Annotated in this window: 21 protein-coding genes; 10 read left to right on the forward strand and 11 right to left on the reverse strand. The window is 65.9% G+C overall.

Features of this window, described 5'->3' with window-relative positions; genetic code table 11:
- The first annotated feature begins 302 nt into the window (after window positions 1-302).
- From GRX31_RS25580 to GRX31_RS25605, 6 genes are all read left to right on the forward strand, one after another.
- Window positions 303-3716, forward strand: a complete 3414-nt coding sequence (locus GRX31_RS25580) for an RHS repeat-associated core domain-containing protein (RefSeq protein ID WP_160855476.1) — start codon at window positions 303-305, stop codon at window positions 3714-3716.
- On the forward strand, window positions 3674-4219 hold the full coding sequence (locus GRX31_RS30930) for a hypothetical protein (RefSeq protein ID WP_237426777.1): 546 nt from the start codon (window positions 3674-3676) through the stop codon (window positions 4217-4219). Before GRX31_RS25580 ends, GRX31_RS30930 begins: the two co-directional genes overlap by 43 nt.
- A 298-nt stretch (window positions 4220-4517) precedes the next feature.
- Window positions 4518-5003, forward strand: a complete 486-nt coding sequence (locus GRX31_RS25590; RefSeq protein ID WP_237426778.1) for a CDP-alcohol phosphatidyltransferase family protein — start codon at window positions 4518-4520, stop codon at window positions 5001-5003.
- A 1-nt stretch (window position 5004) separates the two neighbouring features.
- A complete protein-coding gene (locus GRX31_RS25595) occupies window positions 5005-5598 on the forward strand; it encodes a lysophospholipid acyltransferase family protein (protein ID WP_160855478.1) in 594 nt (197 codons plus the stop codon).
- Complete coding sequence (locus GRX31_RS25600; RefSeq protein WP_160855480.1) at window positions 5595-6578, forward strand: phosphatidate cytidylyltransferase; 984 nt, start codon at window positions 5595-5597, stop codon at window positions 6576-6578. Before GRX31_RS25595 ends, GRX31_RS25600 begins: the two co-directional genes overlap by 4 nt.
- Before the next feature lie 72 nt (window positions 6579-6650).
- Window positions 6651-7421 (forward strand): hypothetical protein, encoded by a 771-nt coding sequence (locus tag GRX31_RS25605; RefSeq protein ID WP_160855482.1) that lies wholly within the window; start codon window positions 6651-6653, stop codon window positions 7419-7421.
- Between the two features lie 131 nt (window positions 7422-7552).
- On the opposite strand, the gene GRX31_RS25610 is transcribed toward GRX31_RS25605, so the two are convergent.
- The 5 genes from GRX31_RS25610 to GRX31_RS25630 all read right to left on the reverse strand — a co-directional run bounded on the left by GRX31_RS25610 (window position 7553) and on the right by GRX31_RS25630 (window position 13280).
- Window positions 7553-9112, reverse strand: a complete 1560-nt coding sequence (locus GRX31_RS25610; protein ID WP_160855491.1) for a methyl-accepting chemotaxis protein — start codon at window positions 9110-9112, stop codon at window positions 7553-7555.
- 191 nt (window positions 9113-9303) lie between these two features.
- Window positions 9304-10617, reverse strand: coding sequence for a Y-family DNA polymerase (locus GRX31_RS25615; protein WP_016447830.1), 1314 nt, complete (start codon window positions 10615-10617; stop codon window positions 9304-9306).
- Window positions 10618-10659: 42 nt separating this feature from the next.
- Window positions 10660-11598, reverse strand: coding sequence for a DMT family transporter (locus tag GRX31_RS25620; protein ID WP_016447831.1), 939 nt, complete (start codon window positions 11596-11598; stop codon window positions 10660-10662).
- A 232-nt stretch (window positions 11599-11830) separates the two neighbouring features.
- Entirely contained in the window at window positions 11831-12658 is an 828-nt protein-coding gene (locus tag GRX31_RS25625; protein WP_016451141.1) for an anti-sigma factor, read from the reverse strand.
- A gap of 37 nt (window positions 12659-12695) precedes the next feature.
- Window positions 12696-13280: an RNA polymerase sigma factor gene (locus tag GRX31_RS25630; RefSeq protein WP_160855493.1), complete on the reverse strand. Its 585-nt coding sequence runs from the start codon at window positions 13278-13280 to the stop codon at window positions 12696-12698.
- 304 nt (window positions 13281-13584) lie between these two features.
- Here GRX31_RS25630 and GRX31_RS25635 point away from each other — a divergent pair, with 304 nt between their 5' ends.
- A complete protein-coding gene (locus GRX31_RS25635) occupies window positions 13585-14133 on the forward strand; it encodes a DUF3455 domain-containing protein (protein WP_160855495.1) in 549 nt (182 codons plus the stop codon).
- 19 nt (window positions 14134-14152) lie between these two features.
- On the opposite strand, the gene GRX31_RS25640 is transcribed toward GRX31_RS25635, so the two are convergent.
- A complete protein-coding gene (locus GRX31_RS25640; RefSeq protein WP_017404188.1) occupies window positions 14153-15010 on the reverse strand; it encodes an AraC family transcriptional regulator in 858 nt (285 codons plus the stop codon).
- A 296-nt stretch (window positions 15011-15306) separates the two neighbouring features.
- On the opposite strand from GRX31_RS25640, the gene GRX31_RS25645 reads away from it, so the two are divergent.
- Window positions 15307-17007: a 2-isopropylmalate synthase gene (locus GRX31_RS25645; RefSeq protein ID WP_160855497.1), complete on the forward strand. Its 1701-nt coding sequence runs from the start codon at window positions 15307-15309 to the stop codon at window positions 17005-17007.
- A 64-nt stretch (window positions 17008-17071) separates the two neighbouring features.
- Here GRX31_RS25645 and GRX31_RS25650 read toward each other — a convergent pair whose 3' ends face one another.
- Complete coding sequence (locus tag GRX31_RS25650) at window positions 17072-18247, reverse strand: alpha-hydroxy acid oxidase (RefSeq protein WP_016447837.1); 1176 nt, start codon at window positions 18245-18247, stop codon at window positions 17072-17074.
- A 219-nt stretch (window positions 18248-18466) separates the two neighbouring features.
- On the opposite strand from GRX31_RS25650, the gene GRX31_RS25655 reads away from it, so the two are divergent.
- Together GRX31_RS25655 and GRX31_RS25660 are read left to right on the forward strand one after the other, a co-directional pair.
- Window positions 18467-20125, forward strand: coding sequence for an L-lactate permease (locus GRX31_RS25655; protein WP_016447838.1), 1659 nt, complete (start codon window positions 18467-18469; stop codon window positions 20123-20125).
- A gap of 155 nt (window positions 20126-20280) precedes the next feature.
- Window positions 20281-21246: a bifunctional helix-turn-helix transcriptional regulator/GNAT family N-acetyltransferase gene (locus tag GRX31_RS25660; protein WP_160855499.1), complete on the forward strand. Its 966-nt coding sequence runs from the start codon at window positions 20281-20283 to the stop codon at window positions 21244-21246.
- A 38-nt stretch (window positions 21247-21284) separates the two neighbouring features.
- Here the strand turns inward: GRX31_RS25660 and pbpC are convergent, their stop codons facing one another.
- The 4 genes from pbpC to GRX31_RS25680 form a co-directional block, all read right to left on the reverse strand.
- Window positions 21285-23609 (reverse strand): penicillin-binding protein 1C, encoded by a 2325-nt coding sequence (gene pbpC / locus GRX31_RS25665; RefSeq protein WP_160855501.1) that lies wholly within the window; start codon window positions 23607-23609, stop codon window positions 21285-21287.
- A 33-nt stretch (window positions 23610-23642) separates the two neighbouring features.
- Window positions 23643-24203, reverse strand: a complete 561-nt coding sequence (locus tag GRX31_RS25670) for an HdeD family acid-resistance protein (protein WP_012207099.1) — start codon at window positions 24201-24203, stop codon at window positions 23643-23645.
- 94 nt (window positions 24204-24297) lie between these two features.
- Complete coding sequence (locus tag GRX31_RS25675) at window positions 24298-25167, reverse strand: endonuclease/exonuclease/phosphatase family protein (protein ID WP_160855503.1); 870 nt, start codon at window positions 25165-25167, stop codon at window positions 24298-24300.
- Complete coding sequence (locus tag GRX31_RS25680) at window positions 25164-25553, reverse strand: VOC family protein (protein WP_047217395.1); 390 nt, start codon at window positions 25551-25553, stop codon at window positions 25164-25166. Before GRX31_RS25680 ends, GRX31_RS25675 begins: the two co-directional genes overlap by 4 nt.
- Window positions 25554-25572: the final 19 nt, after the last annotated feature.

Here is a 25572-nt window from a genome sequence, read left to right on the forward strand (position 1 = left end):
TCCGCATCCGCTACAACAGCAGCCGCCAGCCGCTGCAGATCACCGAGACGGGCTTCAGCCCATTGGATGCCCAGGGCCAGCCCGCAGGCAATGCGGACGGCGCCACGCCCATCGAGCGCAGCACGCGCTACCGCTACACCGAGATCAACGGCCGCAGCGTGCTGGTGGACATCGACGGGCCGCTGCCCACCTCGCTGGCAGGCTATGACGATGGAAGCCCGGCGCAGAACGACCTCACGCGGCTGCGCTGGGACCGCAGCGGCAGCCACGTCACGCGCGTGCTGCAGCCCGATGGCACCGCCGTGGCGCTGGAGCATGACCAGGCCGGGCGCATCATCCAGATGCACAGCCGGGATCCCTCGGCCAAGGAGGATGAAACGGGCTGGCGCACCGAACTGCGCCACGACGCCCAGGCCCGACTGGTGGCCATGCGCAGCCTGGCCCCAGACACCAGCGTGCTGCAAGAGCAAAGCTGGCACTACGACGCGCTGGGCCACCTCACGGAAACCGGCACCGGCGGCTGGCCCGGCAACGGGGACAAGACGGGCAATGCCGCCTATGCGGCCCAGACCCGCCAGCACCATGACGCCCTGGGCCGCCTGCTGTGGAGCGCCGATGTCCGAGGCAGCTTCACACAGCACCGCTACGACACGGAAAGCCGCCTGCTGCAGTCCGGTCGCTACGGTGGCCGCGCCGATGACGGCAGCCGCCTCATGGCCCAGGTGCAGACCTACCGGCCCGGCGCGCCAGAGCAGCCGCCATCCGCCGCAGACGAGGCCGGCACTGAACCTGCACCGCAGGCACGCCAGTTCTACGACGACTTCGGCCGCAGCGTCGCCACCCTCAGCCCCGACAGCGGCCTGAGCATTCGCGGCTACGACGCCACCGACCGGTTGGTCTCGGGCCGCGACGCCCTGGGCCAGCAGGCGCGCTACGAATACGACCTGCGCGGCCGCATCCTGCGCCAGACCATCACGCAACTGCCGCAAGATGGTGCGCGGCCACGAACCACCACCACCCGCTGGCGCTACCAGGGCCCCAGGCTGGTGGCGCTGGAGCATCCCGAGCAAAGCGAGGCCTACGAATACAACGACCGCGGCCTGCGTGTACGCAAGCGCATCACCCGCCATGAAGAAAGCGGTGCAAACGGTGAAAGCGGGGAGAGCAGCCAGCACCACACCCTCCACTACGAATACGACAGCCACGGCAGACTCTCCGCCGCCAGCCTTCCCGACGGCAGCTGGCTGCACTACCTGCGCGACGGCCATGGCCAGATCACCGGCCTGCAGCGGCAGCGCGTGCGCACTCCCTGGCTGCGCTGGCTCAGCCCGGCGCAAACCATTGCCACCGGATTCGAGCGCGACCTGGTGGGACTGCGCAGCTGGCAGGCAGGCAACGGCATCAAGGCCCGCTATCAGCGCAGCCGCGAAGGCCTGCTGGCGCGCATCGTCTACCGCCAGACCGGCAAGAACAACACACGCACTGCCTCTGGCACATCCCATGACTGGATGCTGGGCGCCCGGCCCACCGACATTGCAGAGCAACTGCTAGGCCTGACCCCGGCCCATGCGGCCGAGCCCATGCAGGCCAAGGCACAGGCCACTGCAGCAACTGCCGCGCAAACGACAGCCGAACCGGCGCCCGACCAGCCCGGAGCACTGGGCCAGCCCACCGACCCCCAAGCCCTGCTGGACATGCGCTACCTGTGGGACAGCCAAGGCAACCTGCTGCTGCGCCAGGACCACTACAGCCAAGCCCCGCAGACTTTTCACCAGGACAGCCATGCCTACGACATGCACGACCGCCTGATCGTCCAGGTCCAGCGCACTGGCCAGGAACTGCGCTCCAGCCGCTACCACTATGACGAGGCCGGCAGGCGCACCCTGGACCAGCAGAACGTGTCCTCCGGCAATCTGAAGGCGGGCACGCGGGCCATCGCCTACCTGCCAGGCAGCCACCGCTGGAGTGCCGAGCGTGCAGCGGACCAGAAAGACACAACCACCCAGCGCACCCAGTACAACGCCAACGGCCAGCCCCTGCAGGCAGGCCCGCACAGCTACCGCTGGGACGCATTGGGACGGCTGGAACAGGTCAGCGAACAGGGCGCCCCGCTGGCCCGCTACCGCTACAACCACCGGGGCGAGCGCATTGCCAAACACACCGGCAAGGCCCAAGGAGGCAGCCGGGCGTACCTCTACGAATCTGGCCAACTCAGCGCCGAACTCGATGCCCAGGGCCGCATCACGCGCCAGTACATCCACCTGGGCCAGTGGCCCCTGGCCGTCATCGACACGCCCCAAGGCCGCAAGCCTGCGGATGGCGCCGGCACGCTGGGGCGCATCGTGCAGGACCTGGGCACCATCGCGGGCCGCTGGGTGGGCGGCGGCGAACGCCTGGCCTGGCTGCACACCAACCACCTGGGCGCCGTGGAAGCGGCCACCGACACGCAGGGCCAGTTGATCTGGCGCGCCCGCTACACGGCGTTTGGCCGGCAGCAGGTGATGTCCCAACCTTCAGCCCCGGGCTTTGAAATGCCGCTGCGCCTGCCGGGCCAGTACCACGATGCCGAAACCGGGCTGCACTACAACCTGCACCGCTACTACGACCCGGACCGGGGCCAATACCTCACACCCGATCCGTTGGGCATGCCGGATGGACCCAATCCTTACAGCTATGTGCGGGGCAATCCGCTGCGGTATGTGGATCCGGAGGGGTTGATTCTTTTTGCGTTTGATGGGACCAATAATTCCAATCCACCGCCAGATAAGGATACTTGGTCCAACGTCTACAAGTTTTATTTGGCGTATGACGAAGAATCAAACGGGGAGAAATGGTATATGAACGGCGTGGGCCGCGATGACAAGGAGGGAAAAATCATCGCACCAAAAAACGACTACAAAATTGCCACTACCGCACGTTCGCGTGTGGACCATATGCTGAAAAATCTTGATAAATTCATGGAGGAGCATACGTTTTCAGATGGCAAAAAGGTCAGTATCGATATCGTGGGTTTCAGCCGTGGTGCAGCCATGGGCCGGGACTTTGCGAACCGGGTTGCCACCCGTATCAAAGAACAGCATTGGAAAGAGAAATCCGCTTGCGTTGGGCTGAATTTCTTGGGTTTATGGGACACAGTGGCGCAATTTGGTGCAAATGGGCTACACAATGATCAATGGCAACTGGCCATTCCTTTGGAAGTGCAGCATGTTTTCCATGCAGTAGCACTCAATGAGCATCGCTACCTGTTCCCAGGAGAGGGTATAACCCGAGGCACTCAACTGGGATTCATAGGAAGCCATGCAGATATCGGCGGCAGCTTTGGCACCGGAGATCTATCGAATGTGGCGTTGAACTGGATCGCTGAAATGGCAAAAGAAAGTGGTATCACTATGAATGACTGGAAGGATGTGGGAAATGCAAAATGGGGCAAGGTAACAGAGCCAGTTCTCCACGACAAAAGCTATATCTATTCTGATCCTCCCGAAGACAGTGCCTTTTGCATAAGAGAAAACAATGGAAGAGCAAAAGATTGTGTTCCCAGAAAAAAGCTCAGTCCTGGCGGCATGAGTTCTGAGGAAAGCCAGAAATTCATCATATACAGAACCAGGCCGGGGTTGGATTCAGATGGATCTTCCCGCATCACCGGTGACGTCAACATGAAGGAGTACGCCCAATGGCTCAAAGAAAATTATGGACTGACCGTCGCGCTGCAATAAGATATTGCTGCGCGACAATCGCTTCGTCTCTGACTGGTTGTGCGCATAGGGAAACAGGCTTCGGCTTATCGCTGAAATTTTATAATAAAGGTTCTCGCCCGCTGGTAACCAGAAGATTTTATTTTGACGGAAAACGAGGGCCAATACCTGGCTATCTTGGCCCTGGTGGAGGTGGCGCAAATATGAGCTTCATGCCAGGAGACATTAAAAGTGGAGTTCCGAAAATCGTAGAGGCAGAGTGGATTCTTCATAGCAAGGAATATACCGCGTGGTCAAAAAGCACCTCCCGTGAGGAAAAATACACCATTGAAAATGAAAAAATCTATGAACAACTATGGGCTGCAAACCCTCATTACATACAGCGCGTAGATTTGACTCCCATTCTGACCCCAGAGCTCATCGCAAAAGTCCAAGCAGACCGGGAGAACACTCAGTTAAAGATGATTGTCATATTTCGAGATGACAAGGTGGAAATCACCGCTGAACCTTATAAGTGGCGCTAAACAGAAGCAATTACTCAGAACATTCAACAAGGGACATATGCAGGAAAATAAACTCCAGCCCATCCATGACGATATGGATGCAAACCCCGTAAGACAGGCCTGCAACAGCCATGCCAGAGCCAGTTCGGACAACGGTGTGCCCGAGACTGCAACAGAGCCACCCACCATGCACCGTCGCCCCATCGCCGCACGAGAGCATGGCTGGGCGCGGGCATTGAGCTCTGCGCTAGCGCGGTGTGCGATCACGCCCAACCAGATCTCTGTGTCCAGTGTTCTGTTTGCAGGAGCAGGCGCCGCCATGCTGGTGTGGATGCCGACGCCCATGGGGTGGCTTGGCTGCGCAGCCTGTGTGCAATTGCGCCTGCTGTGCAATCTGCTGGATGGCATGGTGGCCGTGGAAGGGGGCAAGCAAACCCCAACCGGCACGCTCTACAACGAGTTTCCCGATCGGATAGCAGATTCGCTGCTGCTGCTGGGCCTGGGCACTGCAGCTGGGCAGTCCTGGCTGGGATGGTTGGGCGCCCTGCTGGCTGCATTGACCGCCTATGTGCGGTTAACGGGCGCCAGCCTGGGTCTGGAACAGGATTTTCGCGGCCCGATGGCCAAGCAGCATCGCATGGCGGTGCTGACAGCGGCCTGCCTTTTGGCCGCAGGCCTGGGCCTGCTGGGCCACGAAGTTGCTAGCCTCATTCTGGGCACTGCAGCCTGGGGCATAGCACTCGGAGCGCTCTTGACCTGTGTGGCCCGCACCCAGGCGATCGCCAGGCTGTTGAAAGGGGACTGAGATGCTGCCGCACCTGCTTGCCGCATCGGCACGGATTTTCATTGGCGCCTATCCGCGCTGGCAGGGCTCAAGTCCACAGTCGCGCCAACGCGTCTACTTTGCCAATCACGCCAGCCATCTGGACACGGTGGCACTATGGGCAGCACTGCCACGCCATTTGCGCGCCCGTACCCGGCCGGTAGCCGCCCGGGACTACTGGGGACGTGGATTGCACAGCCTGCTGGCCTTGCGCGGCTTCAATGCCGTGCTGATAGACCGCCACCGCGCCCAACCCGAGCAAGATCCGTTGCAGCCGCTGTATGAGGCACTCGAGCGTGGTGATTCACTGATCCTCTTTCCCGAAGGCACGCGCCATCAGGAGACCATGCCCCAGCCATTCAAGTCCGGCCTCTACCACCTGGCCCGACGTTTTCCTCAAGTGGAGTTCATTGCCGTCTATCTGGACAATGCGCGCCGCTGCCTGCCCAAAGGCAGTGTGGTGCCTCTGCCGCTGATCTGCACCGCACGGTTCGGGTCACCCGTTGAACTGCAGCCTGGCGAGAGCCGGCTGGATTTTCTGGAACGCGCCCGCGCCGCAGTGGAGAGCATGGCATGAGCACTCCATTCCAGGACCACCTTCCCGCCTCTTTGGTGGTCGCCACCAACGCACGTGTGCCCGACAGCTTCTGGTGGATCTTCGTTTCCCTGCTGGGGCTGCTTTCCGTGGCCAGCGCCACAGGCGCGGCCTTGTCGCTTTACCGCCCCGGGCCAGTGGTCCAGAACCTCAACGCACGCATACGGTCTTGGTGGCTGATGGTCGCGATTCTGGTCATCAGCTTCTTGCTGGGCAAACCCGTCACGCTGGCGCTATACGGAATGCTCTCGTTTTTTGCGCTGCGCGAATTCATCTCGCTGACGCCGACGCGGCACGGAGACCATCTTGCCTTGTGTCTTTGCTTTTATGTAGCGATCCCGTTGCAGTACTGGCTGATCGGCACGGACTGGTATGGCCTGTTCTCCATCTGCATTCCTGTCTATGCCTTTTTGCTGCTGCCTGCGGTGTCTGCACTGTCAGGCGATACCACGGATTTTCTGGCGCGCAGTGCCAAGGTCCAATGGGGCCTGATGCTCACGGTGTATTGCCTGAGCCATGCTCCGGCGCTGATGCTCTTGCAGATCCCTGGTTACGAAGGCCAGAGCCTGATGCTGCTGCTTTATCTGCTGCTGGTCGTGCAGTTGAGCGATGTCCTGCAATATGTGTTTGGCAAGCTGTTTGGCAAGCACCTGCTCGCCCCCCAGGTCAGCCCGTCGAAAACCGTGGAAGGCCTGATAGGAGGTGGCCTGAGTGCGGCATTGGTGGGAATGGGATTGTGGTGGATCACGCCTTTCACACCGGTTGAATCAGGACTACTCTCCCTATTGATCGTGCTGTGCGGTTTTCTGGGAGGTCTGGCCCTGTCAGCCGTCAAGCGCAGCCTGAAAGCGAAAGATTGGGGCGAGATGATTCAAGGCCATGGGGGCATGCTGGATCGCCTGGATTCAGTGGTGTTCTCTGCCCCCGTCTTCTTTCATGTTGTGCGCTATGCCTATGCATGAATTCGACAGACCATCGATCTATATATCATCATCTTAATTGTTTATACTCATTTCAAAAAACACATATCAATTATGAGAAATATTATTGCCCAAAAATTAATTTCCTATGCTATAGCGATATTTTCTTCTGCGCTGGTTTCCGGCTGTGGAATCTGGAGACCTTATGATGGATTCAAGGACCCACCCTACGCAAAGGGACAGCTTGTAGAAGTGCAGCATAAAATCAACCAATGTCATTGGTGCAAGTCTGGAGGCTATGGTGACTCAGCATATTTTTCAAAGGAAAACTGTTCCAACGGAATGTCATCTTCAAGCCAGATGTATGACATTGAAAAAATATTTAAAGATGCAGATAAACTGCTGGCTCAAGCCATACCAAAAGAAAAATGGATTTTCACCAGAAAGACATTTGTTGGCACTGATAGATATTTTTATCCAGCAAGAGTGTTCATACCCAGCATAGACCCCTTGACACTTATCATTATTCCTTGGAATAAATATGACTTAAAGCAAATACTCGATCATTCGTCACACATATTAGACATTACACAGAAATACTATGAATTTGAATATATCGATAAAAGTAAATCAAATTTACAAAAAAGAATCGTCATTGGATGGCCATCCGAACTATTCATTCCACTTGAAGTAAGAGGTAGCTTGCCGGTGATTCCAGAGCAACTAAGAGTTATTGCCAAGGGCTTCGATAAGACAATAACCATCCCGGCAGTCCACAAAAATCAAAAATTTACCTTGGACGTTGCAGATCAGAAAATTGAATTCACTCCATCAGGTGAAAAATTAAATATCGCGTTCACAAGTAAAGGCATAAATTGCCGATAGACTCAAAAAAGCATCATTCAATGCGGGGGCCCTCGCTTTCGAACAACCAAAATATTGCAGGGCCTACATGCAACGGCCACAGCGTTGACCGTGGGCTGTCCAAGCCGGCACCCACCAACCGGCCCTTCCCCTCACCGCAACGTAAACACCTCCAGCGACCGCTCCAGCGATTGGGCGCTGGCGCGCAGCGAGCCCGCCGCGCCGGCCGATTGTTCGACCAGGGCGGCGTTTTGCTGGGTGACGGAGTCGAGCTGGGCCACGGCGTCGTTGACCTGGGCGATGCCTACGGATTGTTCGCGCGTGGCGATGCTGATCTGGTGGACCAGGTCGCTGACGCGGCCCACGGCGTCGACCATGCCGTCGATGGTGCGGCCTGCGGCGTCCATGCGGGCGTTGCCGTCGTTGATGCCGTCCACGGTGCGGTTGATGAGGCCGCTGATTTCCTTGGCGGCGGAGGCGCTGCGCTGGGCCAGGGCGCGCACTTCGCCGGCCACGACGGCAAAGCCGCGGCCCTGCTCGCCTGCGCGTGCCGCTTCGACGGCGGCATTCAGGGCCAGCAGGTTGGTCTGGAAGGCAATGCTTTCGATCACGCCGATGATCTCGCCCATGCGGCGCGAGGAGCCGCGGATGTGCTCCATGGCAGCGCCCACTTCCTGGATGGCGGCGCCGCTCTTGCCGGCGACCTGGCGGCTCTGGTCGCTTTCATGGGCCATGAGCTGGGCCGTGTCGGCGGTCTGTGCGACGGTGCCCGATATCTCTTCCATCGAGGCTGCCGTCTGCTGCAGGCTGGTGGCCTGGGATTCTGTGCGCTGCGCAAGGTCGAAGCTGCCCTGGGCGATCTCGTGGGCCGTGGTGGCAAAGCCGCGCATTTCGGTGCGCACGTCGCCGACCACGGCGCGCAGGTTGATCTGGATCTGCTGCAGCCGCTGCATCAGGGCACCCATGGGGCCGCTGTAGTCGTGCTGCATGTCCGTGCCCAGCTGGCAGCTGGCAATGTCGGCGGCAAAGCCGCTGGCCTGCTCCAGGCCTGCCACGCAGCGCTGCTGGAAGCGCCACAGCACAAAGCTGCCACCCGCCAGCAAGGCGGCCAGGCGCGTGCCCCAGGCTGCGGCACCCTGCCAGCCCAGCAGGTCGGGCAGCATGGCGGCCAGGCCCACGCCGCCCAGCATCAGCGCCATGCGGGCTGTCAGGCCCAGGTCGCTGCGGCGGTCCCACAGGCCTGCCAGGCCCAGGCGGCGCAGTTCACCGCCGCGCAGTCGCAGGGTTTCCTGGCCGGCATCGGCTTCGGCGCGCATGCGGGCATAGAGGGCTTCGGCGGCTTCGATCTCAGCCGCCTGGGGCTTGGTGCGCACGGACAGGTAGCCGCGCGGCCGGCCGCCTTCCATGATGGGCGTGACGTTGGCGCGCACCCAGTAGTGGTCGCCGTTCTTGCGCCGGTTCTTGACCAGGGCGGTCCACGGGTAGCCGTGGGCGATGGTGCGCCACATGTCCTTGAAGGCGGCGGCCGGCATGTCCGGATGGCGGATGAGGTTGTGCGGCTGGTCGATCAACTCCTCGTAGGTATAGCCGCTGACCCGCACGAAGGCAGGGTTGCAATGGGTGATCTCGCCCTTGGTGTTGGTGACGGATACCAGCAGCTCATCGCCCGGAAAGTCGTAGTTGAGCTGGCTGACGGGCAAATTCACGCGCATGGGTACCACTCCTTTGGGATGTCTCTTGTTCTTGTGAAATGGCAAGGCGAAGCGCACTGAAGCCACCGGAATCCATCAAACGGAAACACAAATTCACATTTCCAAATCATCTCACAGCACGGCAACCTCAGTCCCATGCTCGGAACTGGTGCATGGTTTTACAGCGTGTGCGCCAGATTTGTGGTGATGATTCAGAACAGTTGAGGTGTAAAGGGATCGCTGTCCGGCGCGGGCTGGGCCGGTCCCCTGAGCAGTTGCTCGCGCGCCAGCGGGTCGTGGGCGGTGGCGTTCCAGTCGGCCGTGCGAACGAGGTTGCCCACGCGCACGCCCAGCAGGCGCAGCCGCTTGGCCAGGGGCACGCGCTTGAGGCATTGGCCTGCGGCGCGGCGCAGGGTGGCGGCATCGGCCATGGGCAGCTCCAGCGTGTGGTCGCGCGTGGCGGTCTTGAAGTCGTCGTAGCGCAGCTTGATGCCCACGGTGCGGCCCATGTAGCCCTTGCGCTGCAGGTCCTGGGCCAGGCGTTCGCACAGGTCGGTGAAGATGGCGCTCAGTTCGGCCCGGTCGCGCACGGCGTGCAGGTCGCGCTCGAAGGTGGTCTCGCGGCTCATGGAGACGGGCTCGCTGTGCGTGACCACGGGCCGGTCGTCACGGCCCCAGGAGGCACCATGCAGCCAGTTGCCGTAGGCGCGGCCAAACCATTGCACGAGCTGGGGCAGGCTTTGCGCGGCCAGCTCGCCGATGGTCCGTATGCCCAGCGCCTGCAGCTTGGCGTCGGCCTTGGGGCCTATGCCATTGATCTTGCGGCAGGCCAGCGGCCAGATGACGGTCTGCAGGTCCTCGGGCTGGACGATGGAGATGCCGTTGGGCTTGTTGAATTCGCTGGCCATCTTGGCCAGCAGCTTGTTGGGGGCCACGCCGATGGAGCAGGTCAGGCCCGTGGCGTCGGTGATGGTTTTCTGGATCAGCCGAGCCAGCACGCGCCCGCCTTCGCGCTGGCCGCCAGGCACGTCGGTGAAGTCGATGTAGACCTCGTCCACGCCGCGGTCCTCCATCAGCGGGGCGATGGAGACAATGATCTCCTTGAACATGCGCGAGAAGCGCCGCACCTCGGCAAAGTCCACGGGCAGCATGATGGCCTGGGGGCACAGGCGCGCGGCCTTCATCATGCCCATGGCCGAGCCCACGCCGAACTGGCGCGCCGGGTAGGTGGCCGTGGTGATCACGCCCCGGCCGACGTAGTCCTTGAGGCGCGAGAACTCGTCCACCGGAATCTCGTGCAGCCGCCCGGCGTAGCGCGCATCCAGCGCCTCGTCATGCGCGCGGCGCCCGCCGCCGATGACCACGGGCAGTCCCTTGAGCTGCGGATAGCGCAGCAGCTCCACCGAGGCATAGAAGGCGTCCATGTCCAGGTGGGCGATGCGGCGCGCAGGCGCAGCATCGGCAGGGCTTGCGGGTGTCGTGGGTGTCGTTTCAGGCACGCCGCCATTATTGCGGCAACTGTGCATTCATACAGCCTGCAGGGCTTGTTCCCACAGGCCCTGGACCATTCATCCCTGCAGGCAGATCAGCACCAGTCCCAGCACCATCAGAGCCATGCCGATCTTCTCCTGGCGGCTCAGGCTTTCGCTGAGCACGCGGCGCGAGACGATGTAGCTGAACACCACCTCGACCATGCCCAGCGTGCGCACGGGCGCGGCGCCTTGCAGGGCGTAGGCGGTGAACCAGGCCAGCGAGGCGGCCGCGCCCATGCCGCCGGCCAGCAGCGACACGCGCCAGGCGCGGAAGATGGGTCGCAGGCCCTGCGCGTGGGTGCGCGCAATCCATGCGCCCAGGCCCAGGGTCTGCATGAGCTGGGCAATCAGCACGCCCCAGGCGCCCGACAGCCAGGGAGATATCTCGCCCAGCCGCGCCAGTTCCACGGCGCCGCCCCGGTAGCCCACGGTGGCGATGGCAAAGCAGGCGCCACAGGCCAGGCCGTAGAGCGCCGAGCGGCTGGCCCAGGCCGACAGCGACAGCATCTGGCCGCGCGGCGGCAGCGACAGGATGAGCACGCCGAAGGTGGCCAGCGCCATGGCCAGCAGGGCCACGGCCGTGGGCAGCTCGTGCAGGAAGAGGCCTGCGAACAGGGCGACCTGCAGCACCTCGGTCTTGGACAGGGTGACGGCCACGGCGAAGTTGCGCTCCTTCATGGCCAGCAGCAAGGCCGCCGTGGCCGCTACCTGGAAGAAGGCGCCCAGCGCGATCCAGCCCAGGTAGGCCCAGGAGAACCGGGGCAGCGCCCAGGCCCCGTCCCCTCCCAGGTACAGCGCCAGCAGGTAGATGCCGGCAAACGGCAGGCCGTAGAGAAAGCGCACCAGGGTGGCCGGCAGGGTGCCGAGTTCGGAGGTCAGCGAGCGCTGGGCCGTATTGCGCACAGTCTGGGCGGCTGCGGCGAACAGCACCACGGGCACCCACAGCCAGGTCAGGTCTTGGAGGGAAGAAAGCATGTCGGCAAAAAAGGGAAGGCACCGCCGGCATGGCGCGGGCGACTGAGTGCCGGCCAGCATAGCCGCCGGTCGGGCACCAGGCGCACGCACTTGGAGAAGGCTGCCGCGCCCGGCAGCGAAACAGAGGCCGGCCAGCCAACGCTGCACGCGCGCCCTGCTCTGGCCAGGGCAAGCAGGCTGCGTTGTGCAGCAGCACGGCCGTCGCCAATGGCGAGCGGGCCTGCGCGGCGCGCTACAGGTCGCGCCGGATCAGCGCGCCCTTGAACAGCACCGGTCCCGTGGGTCCGGTCTGGCTGGGCACGCCGCCCTTGGGCTCCAGGCTGATGGCCAGGGCAGGCACGCCCTGGACTTCGGCGGCCGCTGCCGTCAGCTTCACGAGCTTGTCGCGTCCCAGCACGCCCAGCGACTGCGGGCCGCCCTGGGGCGGCAGGGCCCACAGCTGCAGCGATTTGTCTGCGGCCTCGTGGAAGTCGCCCACGCGCTGCAGCACCAGGCTGTTCTTGCCGGGGTCGAAGGTCACGAGCATGGAGGCATCGGCCTTGTCGTCGGCCAGCACGGCCACGTACTGGATCTGGGGCGTTGCCTGCAGCGCGACCTGGGCGGCCTGCAGCTGGTTGCGCAGCACGGCCAGCTGGCGCTCACCGCTTTGGCGCAGGTCCTGGTGCGACCACAGCCCCACGGCCACGGCCGCCACGGTGGCGCAGGCGCCCAGCAGGGCCGCGCCGCGCCACCAGGCCAGGGCACGGCCCACGCCGGATTTCGCGCGTTCGTCCAGGCCTTGCCCATCAACGGCGCGCCGCCGGTGCGGCTGGGCGGCGCGGGCTTTTTCGGCCTGCAGCAGGTTGTCGATGCGGACCCAGACCGCATCGTCGGGGCGCACGGGAGCCTGCATTTCGGACAGGGCCGACCAGCGGCCCTGCCACAGCAGGGCGGCGGCGCGCACCGGGGCCTGGTCACGGGCCAGTTGCTCGAAGCGGCGGCGTGCCGCACCGCGCAGCGTGCCCAGGGCGTATGCGGCGGCCAGCCGGTCCAGCAGTTCGGGGTGTCGGGAAATATTCATGGCAAATCCTTGGGCCGCTCAGAGCATGTCATCTGCATCACGCATGGCGCGAGAGGCAGCGGCGCAACTGCTCCAGGCCGCGCCGGATCCAGGTTTTGACCGTGCCCAGCGGCAACTGCAGCTGGCCGGCCAGTTCGCCATGGCTGAGGTCACGCAGGTAGGCCAGGCTGACCACCTCGCGCTGGCGGCCTTCCAGCCGCTCCAGGCACTGGTACAGCGCCACCGCCTGCTCGCTGGCCTCGGCCAGTTGCAGCGGGCCCTGGCTTTCATCGCTCCCGCCGCCATGGGCCGCCAGTTGCGCCTCATCGAACTCCTCGTTCAGGTGCAGGCGTTCGGCGCGGCGCCGGCGCAGGAAGTCCAGCGCCCTGCTGCGCACCACCAGGCCCATCCAGGCCAGCGGCGGGCTCAGCGAGCCCCGGTAGCCCGAGGCGCTGCGCCAGATGTGCAGGTAGCTGTCCTGCAGCACGTCTTCGGCCCAGTCCTTGTGCCGCAGGATGCGCAGCGCAAGCCCGTACAGCCGGGACGAGGTGGCATCGTACAGGCTGCGGAGCGCGGGCTCGTCCTGCGCTGCGATGCGGTCCAGAAGGTCCATCAGCTCTTGGTCGGTTGGTGTGGTGCCCATGCACGCATTGTGGGCGAGCGGGCGGCCCCGTGGCCCGCACTGTTGCGTCGCCGCCCCGGGGGGCTTGTCGTGTCCTTCAATCGGCTGCAGGGGTCATATCGGTGGCCTGCAGGGGGTCTGGTACCGGTCTGCCGGCCTGCGCCGGCTCTCACTGGGCAATACGCAGCACATTGCGAACCGGATGCGGATAAATTTTTTTTGCACCCAGGTGAATCCAACCTCACCCATGCTGCGTATTCCGTGTGTCGCGCCCCGGACAGCGGTCCAAGGCGACATCCCTCAACCCCTCGACCTGGAGAACCTCATGAGCTACATCCTCCCCCTCGGCCTGGCCACCATGGCTGCACTGACGCTTGGCGCCTGCTCCTCCATGGACATGAGCAAGAGCTATTCCCAGTCCGGCCTGCCGGCCGCCGTGCAGGTGCCCGCAGGCCACAAGGTCGCCATGGAAACCGTCGGCATCGGTCAGATCACCTACGAGTGCCGCGCCAAGAAGGACCAGGCGATGGAGCAGGAGTGGGCCTTCGTCGGCCCCGATGCTCGCCTGACGGACCGCCAGGGCCGCGTCATCGGCCGCTACTTCGGCCCGCCCGCCACCTGGGCGCACCAGGACGGCTCCAAGGTCACGGCCACCCAGGTCGCGGTGGCTCCGTCCAGCGCAGGCAGCATCCCCCTGCAACTGGTCAAGGCCGAACCTGCCACCGGCATGGGCGCCATGCAGGGCGTGACCTATATCCAGCGCGTGGCCACGCGCGGCGGCGTGGCGCCGGCCATGGCCTGCAACAGCTCCACGCTGGGCCAAAAGCAGGTGGTGCAGTACCAGGCCGACTACATCATCTGGAAGGCTTCCTGATCCGCCGCCACCGGTGCCGCTACGGCTGCCCGCCCCCTGCCCCGAAGGCCGAGGGCGGCATGCCGAACTGGCGCCTGAAGGCCAGCGAATAGGCGCTGTGGCTTTCATAGCCGGCCTCCAGCGCCACCTGCACGATGGGCCGGCCGGCCAGCAGGGCCTGCATGGACGACAGCAGCCGCGCGCGCTGCCGCCAGCGGCCGAAACTCAGGCCGGTGGCCTGCAGGAAATGGCGGTGGAAAGTCTTCTCGCCCATGGCCAGCCGTGCGGCCCAGTCGGCGGCCGTGGCGGCCAGGTTTTCAGCCCGTTCACCGCCCTGGCCCACGGCCTGGCCGCCTTCGGCCAGCGCGCGGCAGACAGCCGCCATGCGCGCATCCTGCGGCCAGGGCAGGTGAAATGGCACGACAGGCGGCTGGCGCAATTCCTGCAGCAGCAGTTCGACGACCAGCCGGTTCCTCGTTTCATCCTGTCCGCGCTGCGGTGCCGCCGGCCAGCGCGCGACCTCGCTGATCAGCTCGCGCAACAGCGGCGAGACCTCGATCACGCAGTCCGCCACCGGCAGCCCCTGCGCCGCCTGGGCATCCACGAACAGGCTGCGCACCTGCACGGCACCACGCATGCGCAGGCTGTGCGGCACGCCCGAGCACAGCCAGACGCCGCGCGTGGGCGGCACCACCCAGCGCCCGCTGCGCGCGCGCACCTCCAGCACGCCCTGCACGGCATAGAGCAGTTGGCAGCATTCGTGGGAGTGCTCCTGCACTTCCATCCCGGCCGGATAGTCACCGGCCACGCCCGTGACGGGCAAGGGCGCGGCAGCCTGCAGCTCAGGCAGGCCGGCATGGCCACAGGGCACGGCGGGAAGGTCGGCGGCAGTGCGCATGTTTGTCCAGATCCATGGAGAAAATGAGAAATTCTATAAAGACAGACAAATGCCCTGCCCGCAAACTGGCACCCGTTCCCTGTGATTCACCGCCATCGCACCATGCACCGCCTGCCCTCGCCCTCCCTACCATCCCTGGCCCATGGCCGGGGTCCGGGCGCCTGCGCAGGCGCCGCATTTCGCACCGACTCTCCCTGATCCCGGCCTGGCGCAGCTTCCCCACACCGGGAAGCCAGGAGAGCGGGGCTGCCGGCCGATCCGGTGGCTGCATACCCAGCGTTTCCTGCGAGGCCCGCATGCTGAAGAATCCCGCGTCCAGATACCTTCCCTTCCCCGCCGTCGACCTGCCCGACCGCCAATGGCCTTCGCGCCAGCTGAGCCAGGCGCCCGTGTGGCTGTCCACCGACCTGCGCGACGGCAACCAGGCCCTGTTCGAACCCATGAACCGCGAGCGCAAGCTGCGCCTGTTCCACGAGCTGGTGCGCATAGGCTTCAAGGAGATCGAGGTGGGCTTTCCCTCTGCCTCGCAGACCGACTACGCCATCGTGCGCCACCTGATCGACGAAGGACTGATCCCCGCCGATGTGACACCCATGGTCATCACCCAGCTGCGTGAGGACCTGATCCGCGCCACGGTGGACAGCGTGGCCGGCGCGCGGCGCGCCATCGTGCACTTCTACAACGCCGTGGCACCGGCCTGGCGCGAGATCGTCTTCGGCATGCAGGTGCCGGCGATCATCGCCATGGTGGAGCACCACATCGCCCTGCTGCGCGAACTCACCGATGCCCACCCCGAGACCGAATGGGTGCTGCAGTACTCGCCCGAGACGTTCTGCATGGCCGAGCTGGAGGTATCGCTGGCCGTGTGCAACGCGGCCATCCGCGCCTGGGATGCAGGCCCCGCGCGGCCCATGATTATCAACCTGCCGACCACGGTGGAGGTGAGCACGGCCAATGTCTTCGCCGACCAGATCGAGTGGATGCACCGCCGCCTGGAGCGGCGCGAGCACATCGTGCTGTCCGTGCACCCGCACAACGACCGGGGCACGGGCGTGGCCTGCGCCGAGCAGGCGCTGCTGGCCGGCGCCCAGCGCGTGGAAGGCTGCCTGTTCGGCAATGGCGAGCGCAGCGGCAACCTCGATGTGGTGACGCTGGCGCTCAACCTGTACACGCAGGGCATCGCGCCGGGACTGGACTTCTCGGACATCGCCGCCGTGGCGCGCATTGCGGAGGAATGCACGGCCCTGCCCATCCACCCGCGCCACCCCTATGTGGGCGACCTGGTGTTCACGGCGTTTTCGGGCTCGCACCAGGACGCCATCGCCAAGGGCTTTGCGGCGCAACGGCCCGATGCGCCCTGGCGCGTCCCCTACCTGCCCATCGACCCGCAGGACCTGGGCCGCACCTACGACAGCATCGTGCGCGTCAACAGCCAGTCAGGCAAGGGCGGCATCGCCTTCCTGCTGCAGCGCGACCATGGCGTGACCATGCCCCGGCGCATGCAGGTGGAATTCAGCGCCGTGGTGCAGCGCCAGGCCGACGCCAGCGAGGCCGAGCTGGCCAGTGAAGACCTGTGGGAGCTGTTCGAGTCCACCTACCTCGCACCCCGGCAGCTTCCCTGGCGCTACCACAACCACTATCTGTTCGACAGCGCCAAGGGCCAGGGCATTGCGCTGGAAGTGGTGCGGACGGACGGGCTTCGAATGCAGCTGCATGGCGATGGCAGCGGTCCCATCGACGCCGTGGCCGCTGCCATCGGCCAGCACCTGGGCGTGGCGCTGCGCATAGACCACTACGAGGAGCGCAGCCTGGGCCAGGGCGCCGGCGCCACGGCGCTGGCCATCGTCGAGGCCGCCCTGCCCGGCGTGGCGGGCACGCGCTTCGGTGCGGGGCGCCATGCCAACATCGTGACCGCCTCCATCCTGGCGGTGCTGCATGCGGCGGGCCGGCTGGTGGCGGCGCAGCCGGAAAACCGGCGCGTACCTGCCCAAGCCTGAGGCGCAGCCTGAAAGGAAAAAAGGACCGCCGAAGCGGTCCTTTTCTCGTGCAGCTTTTGCCGGTTCAGCGCACGGCGCCCGGATAGGTTCCGGGCAGCAGGATGCTGCGGTCCACGGTATCGATCTGCGTGTGGCCGCAGAAGGCCATGGTGGTCTCCAGCTCCTTCTGGATGATCTGCAGGGCGCGCGTCACGCCATGCTCGCCGTAGGCACCCAGGCCGTAGAGGAAGCTGCGGCCGATCATGGTGCCCTGGGCGCCCAGGGCACGCGCCTTGAGCACGTCCTGCCCGCTGCGGATGCCGCCGTCCATCCAGACCTCGATGTCCTTGCCCGCCGCCTCGGCAATGCCCGGCAGCGCCTCGATGGACGAGGGTGCGCCATCGAGCTGGCGCCCGCCGTGGTTGCTGACGACGAGCGCGTCAGCGCCGCTGTCGGCCGCCAGGCGCGCGTCCTCGGCGTCCATGATGCCCTTGAGGATGAGCTTGCCGCCCCAGAGCTTCTTGATGCGCTCCACGTCGCCCCAGTTCAGGCTGGGATCGAACTGGCTGGCGGTCCACGACGACAGCGAACTCATGTCGGCCACGCCATCCACATGTCCGACGATGTTGCCGAAGGTGCGGCGCTTGGTGCCCAGCATGCCCAGGCACCAGTGCGGCTTGGTCGCCAGGTTGGCCAGGTTGCGCAGCGTGGGCTTCGGTGGCGTGGACAGCCCGTTCTTGATGTCCTTGTGGCGCTGGCCCAGGATCTGCAGGTCCAGCGTCAGCACCAGGGCCGAGCAGTTGGCCGCGCGGGCACGCTCGATCAGGCGCTCCATGAACCGGCGGTCGCGCATCACATAGAGCTGGAACCAGAACGGATGGCGGCCCGTGTGCTCGGCAATGTCCTCGATGGAGCAGATGCTCATGGTGGACAGCGTGAACGGAATGCCGAAGGCCTTGGCCGCGCGCGCGCCCAGGATCTCGCCGTCGGCATGCTGCATGCCGGTCAGGCCCGTGGGCGCGATGGCCACGGGCATGGCGACCTGCTCGCCGATCATGGTGGTGCGCGTGCTGCGCCCCTCCATGTTCACGGCCACGCGCTGGCGCAGCTTGATCCGGTGGAAGTCGTCCTCGTTGGCGCGGTAGGTGCCCTGGGTGTAGGAACCCGAATCGGCGTAGTCATAGAACATGCGCGGCACGCGGCGCTGGGCCACGACGCGCAGGTCTTCGATGCAGGTGATTTTGGAAAGGTCGGTGGACACGTTTTCTGGCTTTCTGGAACCCGCATGCCGCGGGACTGCCGAGCATGGTAGTGCCGTGCGCGGGCTCCGGCCACCCGTTCGGGTTTGAAGTGATTTGTGCGCCGATTGAAATTTTCTCTCTCGCAGCCCAACCCAGGGCTAACGCTAGTGCGCCAAACCGCCATGGGAGTAACGATCCGCCCCGCACAACATCCTAAAAACTCTTCAGGAGAAGCTCCTATGGTTTGGCAACAGGTCTACGACCCTCTTTCCAACATGTGGCTGTCCACACTGCTTGCGGCCATTCCGGTCGTGGTCATGCTGGTGGGACTGGGCTTTTTGCACATGAAGGCCCATCTGGCGGCCGGCGCCGGGCTGGTTGCCGCGCTGGTGATCGCGGTCTTCGTCTACAACATGCCGGCCGGCATGGCCGGGCGCGCGGCGCTGTTCGGCGGCTTCACGGGGCTGCTGCCCATCGGCTGGATCGTTCTGAACATCATCTTCCTGCACCAGCTGACCGAGAAGAACGGCAGCTTCAAGATCCTGCAGGACTCCATTGCCGGCATCACCGAGGACAGGCGCATCCAGCTGCTGCTGATCGCCTTCGCCTTCGGCGCCTTCTTCGAGGGCGCGGCCGGCTTCGGCACGCCCGTGGCCGTGACGGCGGCCATCCTCATCGGCCTGGGCTTTTCGCCGCTGGCCGCCTCGGGCCTGTCGCTGATCGCCAATACCGCGCCCGTGGCCTTCGGCGCGCTGGGCACGCCGGTGATCACGCTGGCCAAGGTCCATGGCTACGACCTGATGGAGGTCACGGCCATGGTCGGCCGCCAGCTGCCGTTCTTCTCGGTGCTGGTGCCGTTCTGGCTGATCTGGGCCTTTGCCGGGCGCAAGGCCATGATGGAGATCTGGCCCATCATTTTGGTGACCGGCGTGTCCTTCGCCATTCCGCAGTACCTGGTGTCCAACTTCATCGGACCCGAGCTGGTGGACATCATCGCGGCCATCGTCTCCATGGTCTGCACGGTCGGCTTCCTGCGCATATGGCAGCCCAGGACCATCTGGCGCTCGACCTCGCTCAAGGGCCATGAGAGCAGCGGCGGCGAGGCCCAGGCGCCCCGCGCCGTGACCCAGCACCCGCGCGCCGACGTGATCCGCGCCTGGACGCCCTGGGCCATCCTCACGGTCTTCGTCTTCATCTGGGGCCTGCCCTCGGTCAAGGCGGCGCTCAATGGCCTGTTCGCACCGGCCTTTCCCATGGAAGGCTTGCACAACATGGTCGAGAAGGTGCCGCCCGTGGTGCGCCAGCCCACCAAGGAAGGCGCCATCTACACGCTGAACCTGCTGTCGGCCACGGGCACGGGCATCCTGCTGTCGGCCATCGTGGGCGGCCTGGTCATGAAGTACAACCCCGTGCAACTGGTCAGCCAGTTCGTGCGCACCCTCTGGCTGGTGCGTTATTCGCTCATCACCATCGTGCTGATGCTGGCGCTGGGCACGTTGACGCGCTACTCGGGCACCGACACCACGCTGGGCCTGGCCTTCGCCAACACGGGCGTGTTCTACCCCTTCTTCGGCACGCTGATGGGCTGGCTGGGCGTGGCGCTCACGGGTTCGGACACGGCATCGAACGTGCTGTTCGGCGGCATGCAGAAGGTGGCGGCCGAGCAGCTGGGCCTGTCGCCCAACCTCATGGGCGCGGCCAACAGCTCGGGCGGCGTGATGGGCAAGATGATCGATGCGCAGTCCATCGTCGTCGCCTCCACGGCCACGCGCTGGTTCAACCACGAGGGCGACATCCTGCGCTACGTGTTCTTCCACTCCGTCGCCCTGGCCTGCCTGATGGGCATCTTCGTGACGCTGCAGGCCTATGTCTGGCCGTTCCGCCTGATGGTCAATTGAGCCTTGCGCATCTGCGCCAGGCCTCAGCCGCCCACATGCGCCGGGCGGCTTTTTTGCGCCTGGGGTATGCATCGCTGCATCAACAGATGCGCAGCGGCATTTATGGTTGTACCATGCAACCATATTCAAACCCTGCACGGCCCCAAGGAGCACCCATGCCGCAGCACGATCTTTCCCTGGTGGACGACATCCGCGCCGCCTCGCGCCAGATGGTGCGCGAGCTGGGCTTCATGCAGGCCACGCTGGCGGCCACGGACTATCCGCCCTCGGCCGTGCACGCCATCCTGGAGATCGGCGCGCAGGGGTCCATGGCGGCCTCGCAGCTGGCCCAGGCGCTGGGGCTGGAGAAATCCAGCGTCAGCCGCATGGTGCGCAAGCTGGTGGAGGCCGGCGAGCTGAAGGAAACCGCCGATGGCGAGGACGGCCGCGTCAAGCGGCTGGCCCTCACCGCCAAGGGCCGGCGCACGCTGGCCGCCATCGAGGCCTTCGGGCGCCAGCAGGTGACGGCCGCGCTGGACCGCATGCAGCCGCCGCAGCAACAGGCGGTCTCGCGCGGGCTGGCCCTCTACGCCCAGGCACTGCAGGCGCATCGGCAGGAGGAGCCCCTGCCCGCACCCGCGCAGATACAGGTCCTGCCCGGATACCGGCCCGGCTGCATCGGCCGCATCGTGGAAATGCATGCGCGCTTCTATGCACGCCACGCAGGTTTCGGCGTCTTCTTCGAAAGCCGCGTGGCCAGCGGCCTGGCCGAGTTCGCTAGCCGGCTGGACAAACCCTGCAACCAGCTGTGGACGGCGCTGGACGGCGACCGCGTCATGGGCTCCGTGGCCATCGATGGCGAAGACCTGGCCAAGCACCCCGAGGACCGCCAGGCGCACCTGCGCTGGTTCATCCTGGACGACGGCCTGCGCGGCGCCGGCACGGGGCGCCAGCTGCTGCAGCAGGCCCTGGCGTTCTGCGACCAGCAGGCCTTCGAGGCCACCCAACTGTGGACGTTCAGCGGCCTGGATGCGGCACGCCGGCTCTACGAATCGTCAGGCTTCACCCTGGCCGAGGAATGGCCGGGCCAGCAATGGGGCGAGACCGTGACCGAGCAGCGCTTCGTACGGGCTCGGCCCTGATGCTGCCCTGAGGCTGCCCTGGGGCCGCACTGCGGCGTTCAGCGCCCGCCCGCGCGCGAAGCCACCACGCCGGCGCCGCGCACCTCCACCTGCACGCTGTCCAGCACCTGTCCCTTGGCATCGACCAGTTCCAGCCGGTGGCGGCCGGGCCAGGGCATCCAGGCGGCGGCAGCCCCCCGGCCGATCTCCTTGGGCGGCGGCTCGGCCGCGCCGGGCGCGGCAGCACTGACCATGCGCCAGCGCAGGCTGGCGTCCTGCCATTCCTGCGTGGCGGCCGTGCCTGCCGGGCGAGCCGACAGCTGCACGCGCTGGCGGTCTGGCGGAATGTCGGGGTCCAGCGCGAGGATGGTGCCGTTGGCCGGGCGCGCAATGCGCACGGGCGAGGCGGCCGAAGTCCCGCGTGTTGATGCGGATGCGGCAGGCAGGCCGCTGCCCGCCATGGCGAACAGGCTCTGCTGCGTGCCCGCCACGAACCATTCGCTGCGCGCGCTCTCCAGCGGCAGGCCCGACGCATCGGGGCCGAAACGCACGGCCTGCTGCAGCACGCCCGCCGGCGCCTTGGGCGCGCGGCTGGGCGTGTGGGCGTGCAGGAAGCCCATCACGGCGGCCCAGACAGGTGCCGCGCCGCTGGTGCCGCTGACCGAGTGCATGGCCTCGCCGCGCGCATTGCCCACCCACACGCCCACGGTGTAGCGCTGCGACCAGCCCACGGCCCAGTTGTCGCGCATGTCCTTGCTGGTGCCGGTCTTGACGGCCGACCAGAAGCGCGTGGCCAGCACGCTGTCGGTGCCGAAGGTGGGCGCGCGCGCCATGGGATCGGACAGGATGTCGCCCACGATGAAGGCCGCGCGTGCGTCGATGGCCTGCACGGGCGCAGCCGGCTTTTGCGCTGCGGACCCCGCGCCCGTGGGCTGCACCGCCCAGCGCACGGGCGTCAGCTGCCCGCCGTTGGCCAGGGCGCGGTAGGCGTTGGTGAGCTGCAGCAGCGGCACCTCGGCACTGCCCAGCGCCAGGCTGAAGCCGTGGTAGCCGCCGCTTTCGCGCAGCGGCAGGCCCAGGCGCTGCAGTTGCGAGAAGAAGGCATCGGGCGTGACCATGACCAGGGTGCGCACGGCCGGCACGTTGAGCGACGACGCAAGCGCCGTGCGCGCCGAGACCCAGCCCTTGAAGCGCCGGTCGTAGTTCTGCGGGATGTAGAGCCCGTTCTGCGTGGGAATGTGGGCCGATGAATCCTCGATCAGCGAGGCCGCCGTCAGCCGCCGCTCGGCAATCGCCTGGGCATAGAGAAAGGGCTTGAGGGTGGAGCCGGGCTGGCGCATGGCCGTGACGCCATCCACCTCGGCCGCCTGGCTCAATTCGCCCGACGAGCCCACCCAGGCCAGCACCTCGCCCGTGGCGTTGTCCAGCACGACGATGGCGCCGTCCTCCACGTTGCGGCCCTGCAGCTCGCGCAACTGCTGCTGCAGGCTTTGCACGGCAAAGCGCTGCACGGGCGCGCTCAGCGTGGAGCGCACGCGGGCCTGGCCTTTGGACTGCGGCTCGGCCAGCAGGCGGCGCGCCAGGTGGGGGGCCTGGCCTTCGCTGGCCGCCCATTGCCGGCGCAGCAGCACGCTGGCGGTGAGCAGTTCCATGGCCGTGCAGTCGCGCGCCGCCGCATCCTCGGGCGCCAGCGACTGCAGCACGCCGCAGGCGCGCCGGCCCACGCGCTCGGGCGAGGCGTTGGGGGCACGCACCAGGGCGGCGGCAATGGCGGCCTCTCGCGCGTCCAGCCCGTGCGCGGCCTTGCCGAACAGGGTGCGCGACAGCGCATCGATGCCCACGATCTCGCCCCGGAAGGGCACCAGGTTCAGGTAGGCCTCCAGGATCTGGTCCTTGCGCCAGCGCCGGTCCAGCACCTGGGCAGAGACGGTCTGGCCCAGTTTCTGCACCACGCTGCGCCCGCCCGGGCCCTGGCGCCAGTCGCCGTCCAGCAGGCCCGCCAACTGCATGGTGATGGTGCTGGCGCCGCGCGTGCGCTGGTTCCAGAGGTTGCCCCAGGCGGCGGCGGACACGGCCGCCCAGTCCACGCCGCTGTGCTCGTAGAAGCGCTTGTCCTCGCTGAGCACCAGGGCCGTGCGCAGCGCGGGAGAGATGTCGGCCAGGGCTACCCAGTCGCCACGGCGCACGCTGGCGTCGGTGCGCTGGCGCTGCAGCACCTCGCCCTCGCGCGAGAGCAGTTCGGTCTCGGAGGAGCGGTGGCCTTCGCGGACTTCGGAAAAGCTGGGCAGCGCCTGGGCGGCACCGGCCGCCGCGAACAGCAGCGCGGCCGCCAGGGCCGCGCGGGGAAGACGCATGAAGGGGGAAGGTCGCCGGGATTCGATCATGGAGCCGGCATTGTCCGCCTTTGGGCCAGCGGCTCAGGAAGAATGGCGTATGCCCTTCTTGAGCTTGAAGGACAGCAGCACCATGAGCACGCCGAAGACCACCGCATAAGTGGCCAGCACCCAGAGCATGGCCATCATGCCCGCGCCCGGCTGGGCCAGCACGAAGGCGCCGAACAGCACGGACAGCACGCCGCCCAGGATCAGCAGCCACTCGCCCGTGATCTCCTTGCGCAGCCGCACGGCCGCCACGATCTGCAGCAGGCCCGTGACCAGGGCCCAGGCGCCGATGTACAGCGTCATCACCAGGGCCGTGACGCCGGGCGCGACCACGGTGAGCACGCCCACCACCACGCCGGCCAGGCCCCACAGCAGCAGCACCCACCAATGGCGCATCTGGTCGCGCCCCTGGATGGCCGAATACACGCCCAGCAGGCCATCGACGAAGGTGAAGGCGCCGAAGGTCAGCACCAGCGCCGCCAGCGATACCGCCGGCTGCGCCCAGGTCAGCACGCCGAAGGCGATGGCGACCAGGCCGCGCAGCAGCAGTACCCACCAGGTGCGGTGAAGAATCGTGGACAGCGGATTGGGGCTCATGGATGCTCCTTCAAAACAGTCCCCATGACCTTGGAGCAGGCCCGCCACACTGTCTGTAGGCGAAGGCCGGCTTGGCGGCGGACCCTGACCTGGATCAATCCAGCTGCAGCAGCACGGGCTGGTGGTCCGAGAGCCTTGTGTCGCTGTCCACGGCCCAGCCACGCACATGGCCGCGCAGGCTGTCGCTGACCCAGGCGAAATCGCAGGCGCCGGGCTCGGGACCCCACTGGCGGTCGAACAACCGGAAGGTGGGCGGCTGGGGCTGGTCCGGGTGCAGCACGCTCCAGCTGTTGTGCCACTGGCCGGCGCTCAGTGCGCCTTCCTCGCCGGCCGCCCAAGGCCGGGACAGTCGGGCGTATTCGTCCTCGTGCGGCTCGAAGTTGAAGTCGCCGCAGAGCACGGCATGCGGCGTGTGCGGCTTGGTCTGCTGGGGCGAGCCGTCGCTGGCTGGCTGGGGCGGCGCCTCGGCCTGGCCCAGGGCCTCGATCTGCAGGGAACGCAGCGCCAGCGCCTGGGCCATGCGCTGGCGGCGCGAGAAATATTCGAGGTGGGTGCTCATCACGCGCACGGGGCCCAGTGCGGCATCCATCACGGTCACTGCCGTGCAGCAGCGCGGCATGCTGCGCACGCCGCCATCGTGCGGATACGGCAGGCGGTGATGGGCCACCTGCAGAGCAGGCAGGCGCGTGGCCACCAGGTTGCCGAAGCGCTGCCGGCCCACGGCCGTGAATTCGTCCACGGCCGCGCCGAAGAAGACCTTCCAGCCTTCGGGCAGGGCCGCGCGCACCTGCTCCACCTGGTCGCCGGGCGCGCCCTGCAGGCCCGGATAGTGGATGGCGATTTCCTGCAGGCACAGCACGTCGATATCGGCCATGGACAGCGCATGCGCCACGATGCGCTCCGGGTCCATGCGGCCGTCCAGGCCCAGGCACCATTGGGTGTTCCAGGTGAGGATCTGCATCATGCGGGCAGCGGCTCGCGCAGCTGGAACAGGTTGCCTTCGGGATCCATGGCGTTGCACACGCGAAAGCCCGGGCCCTGCCAGGACTGCTCCCACAGCTGGCCGCCATGGGCGATGACCAGGGGGCGCACGGCCGCAAAGCTTTTCACGGTGGCAAAGAACTTGATGGCCACGTTCTCGCGCGGCTGGGGTGGCTCGGTGATGGTGATGTGCCGCGCAATCGCCTCGGGAATGGCGTGCAGCACCAGTTGCAGGTCCGGCGACTGCAGCACCATGAGCTCGCTCGTGTGGTGCAGCATGCGCATGGCCAGCACCTCCATGTAGAACAGCGCCAGCCTGTCGGGCTGCTTGGCGTAGATGAACAGGCCGGCGCTAGCGGGTCCGGACATGGTGAACCTCGGCATTGAA

The sequence above is a fragment of the Delftia sp. CH05 genome (assembly GCF_009827015.1).
GTDB classification, from domain to species: Bacteria; Pseudomonadota; Gammaproteobacteria; order Burkholderiales; family Burkholderiaceae_C; genus Comamonas; species Comamonas tsuruhatensis.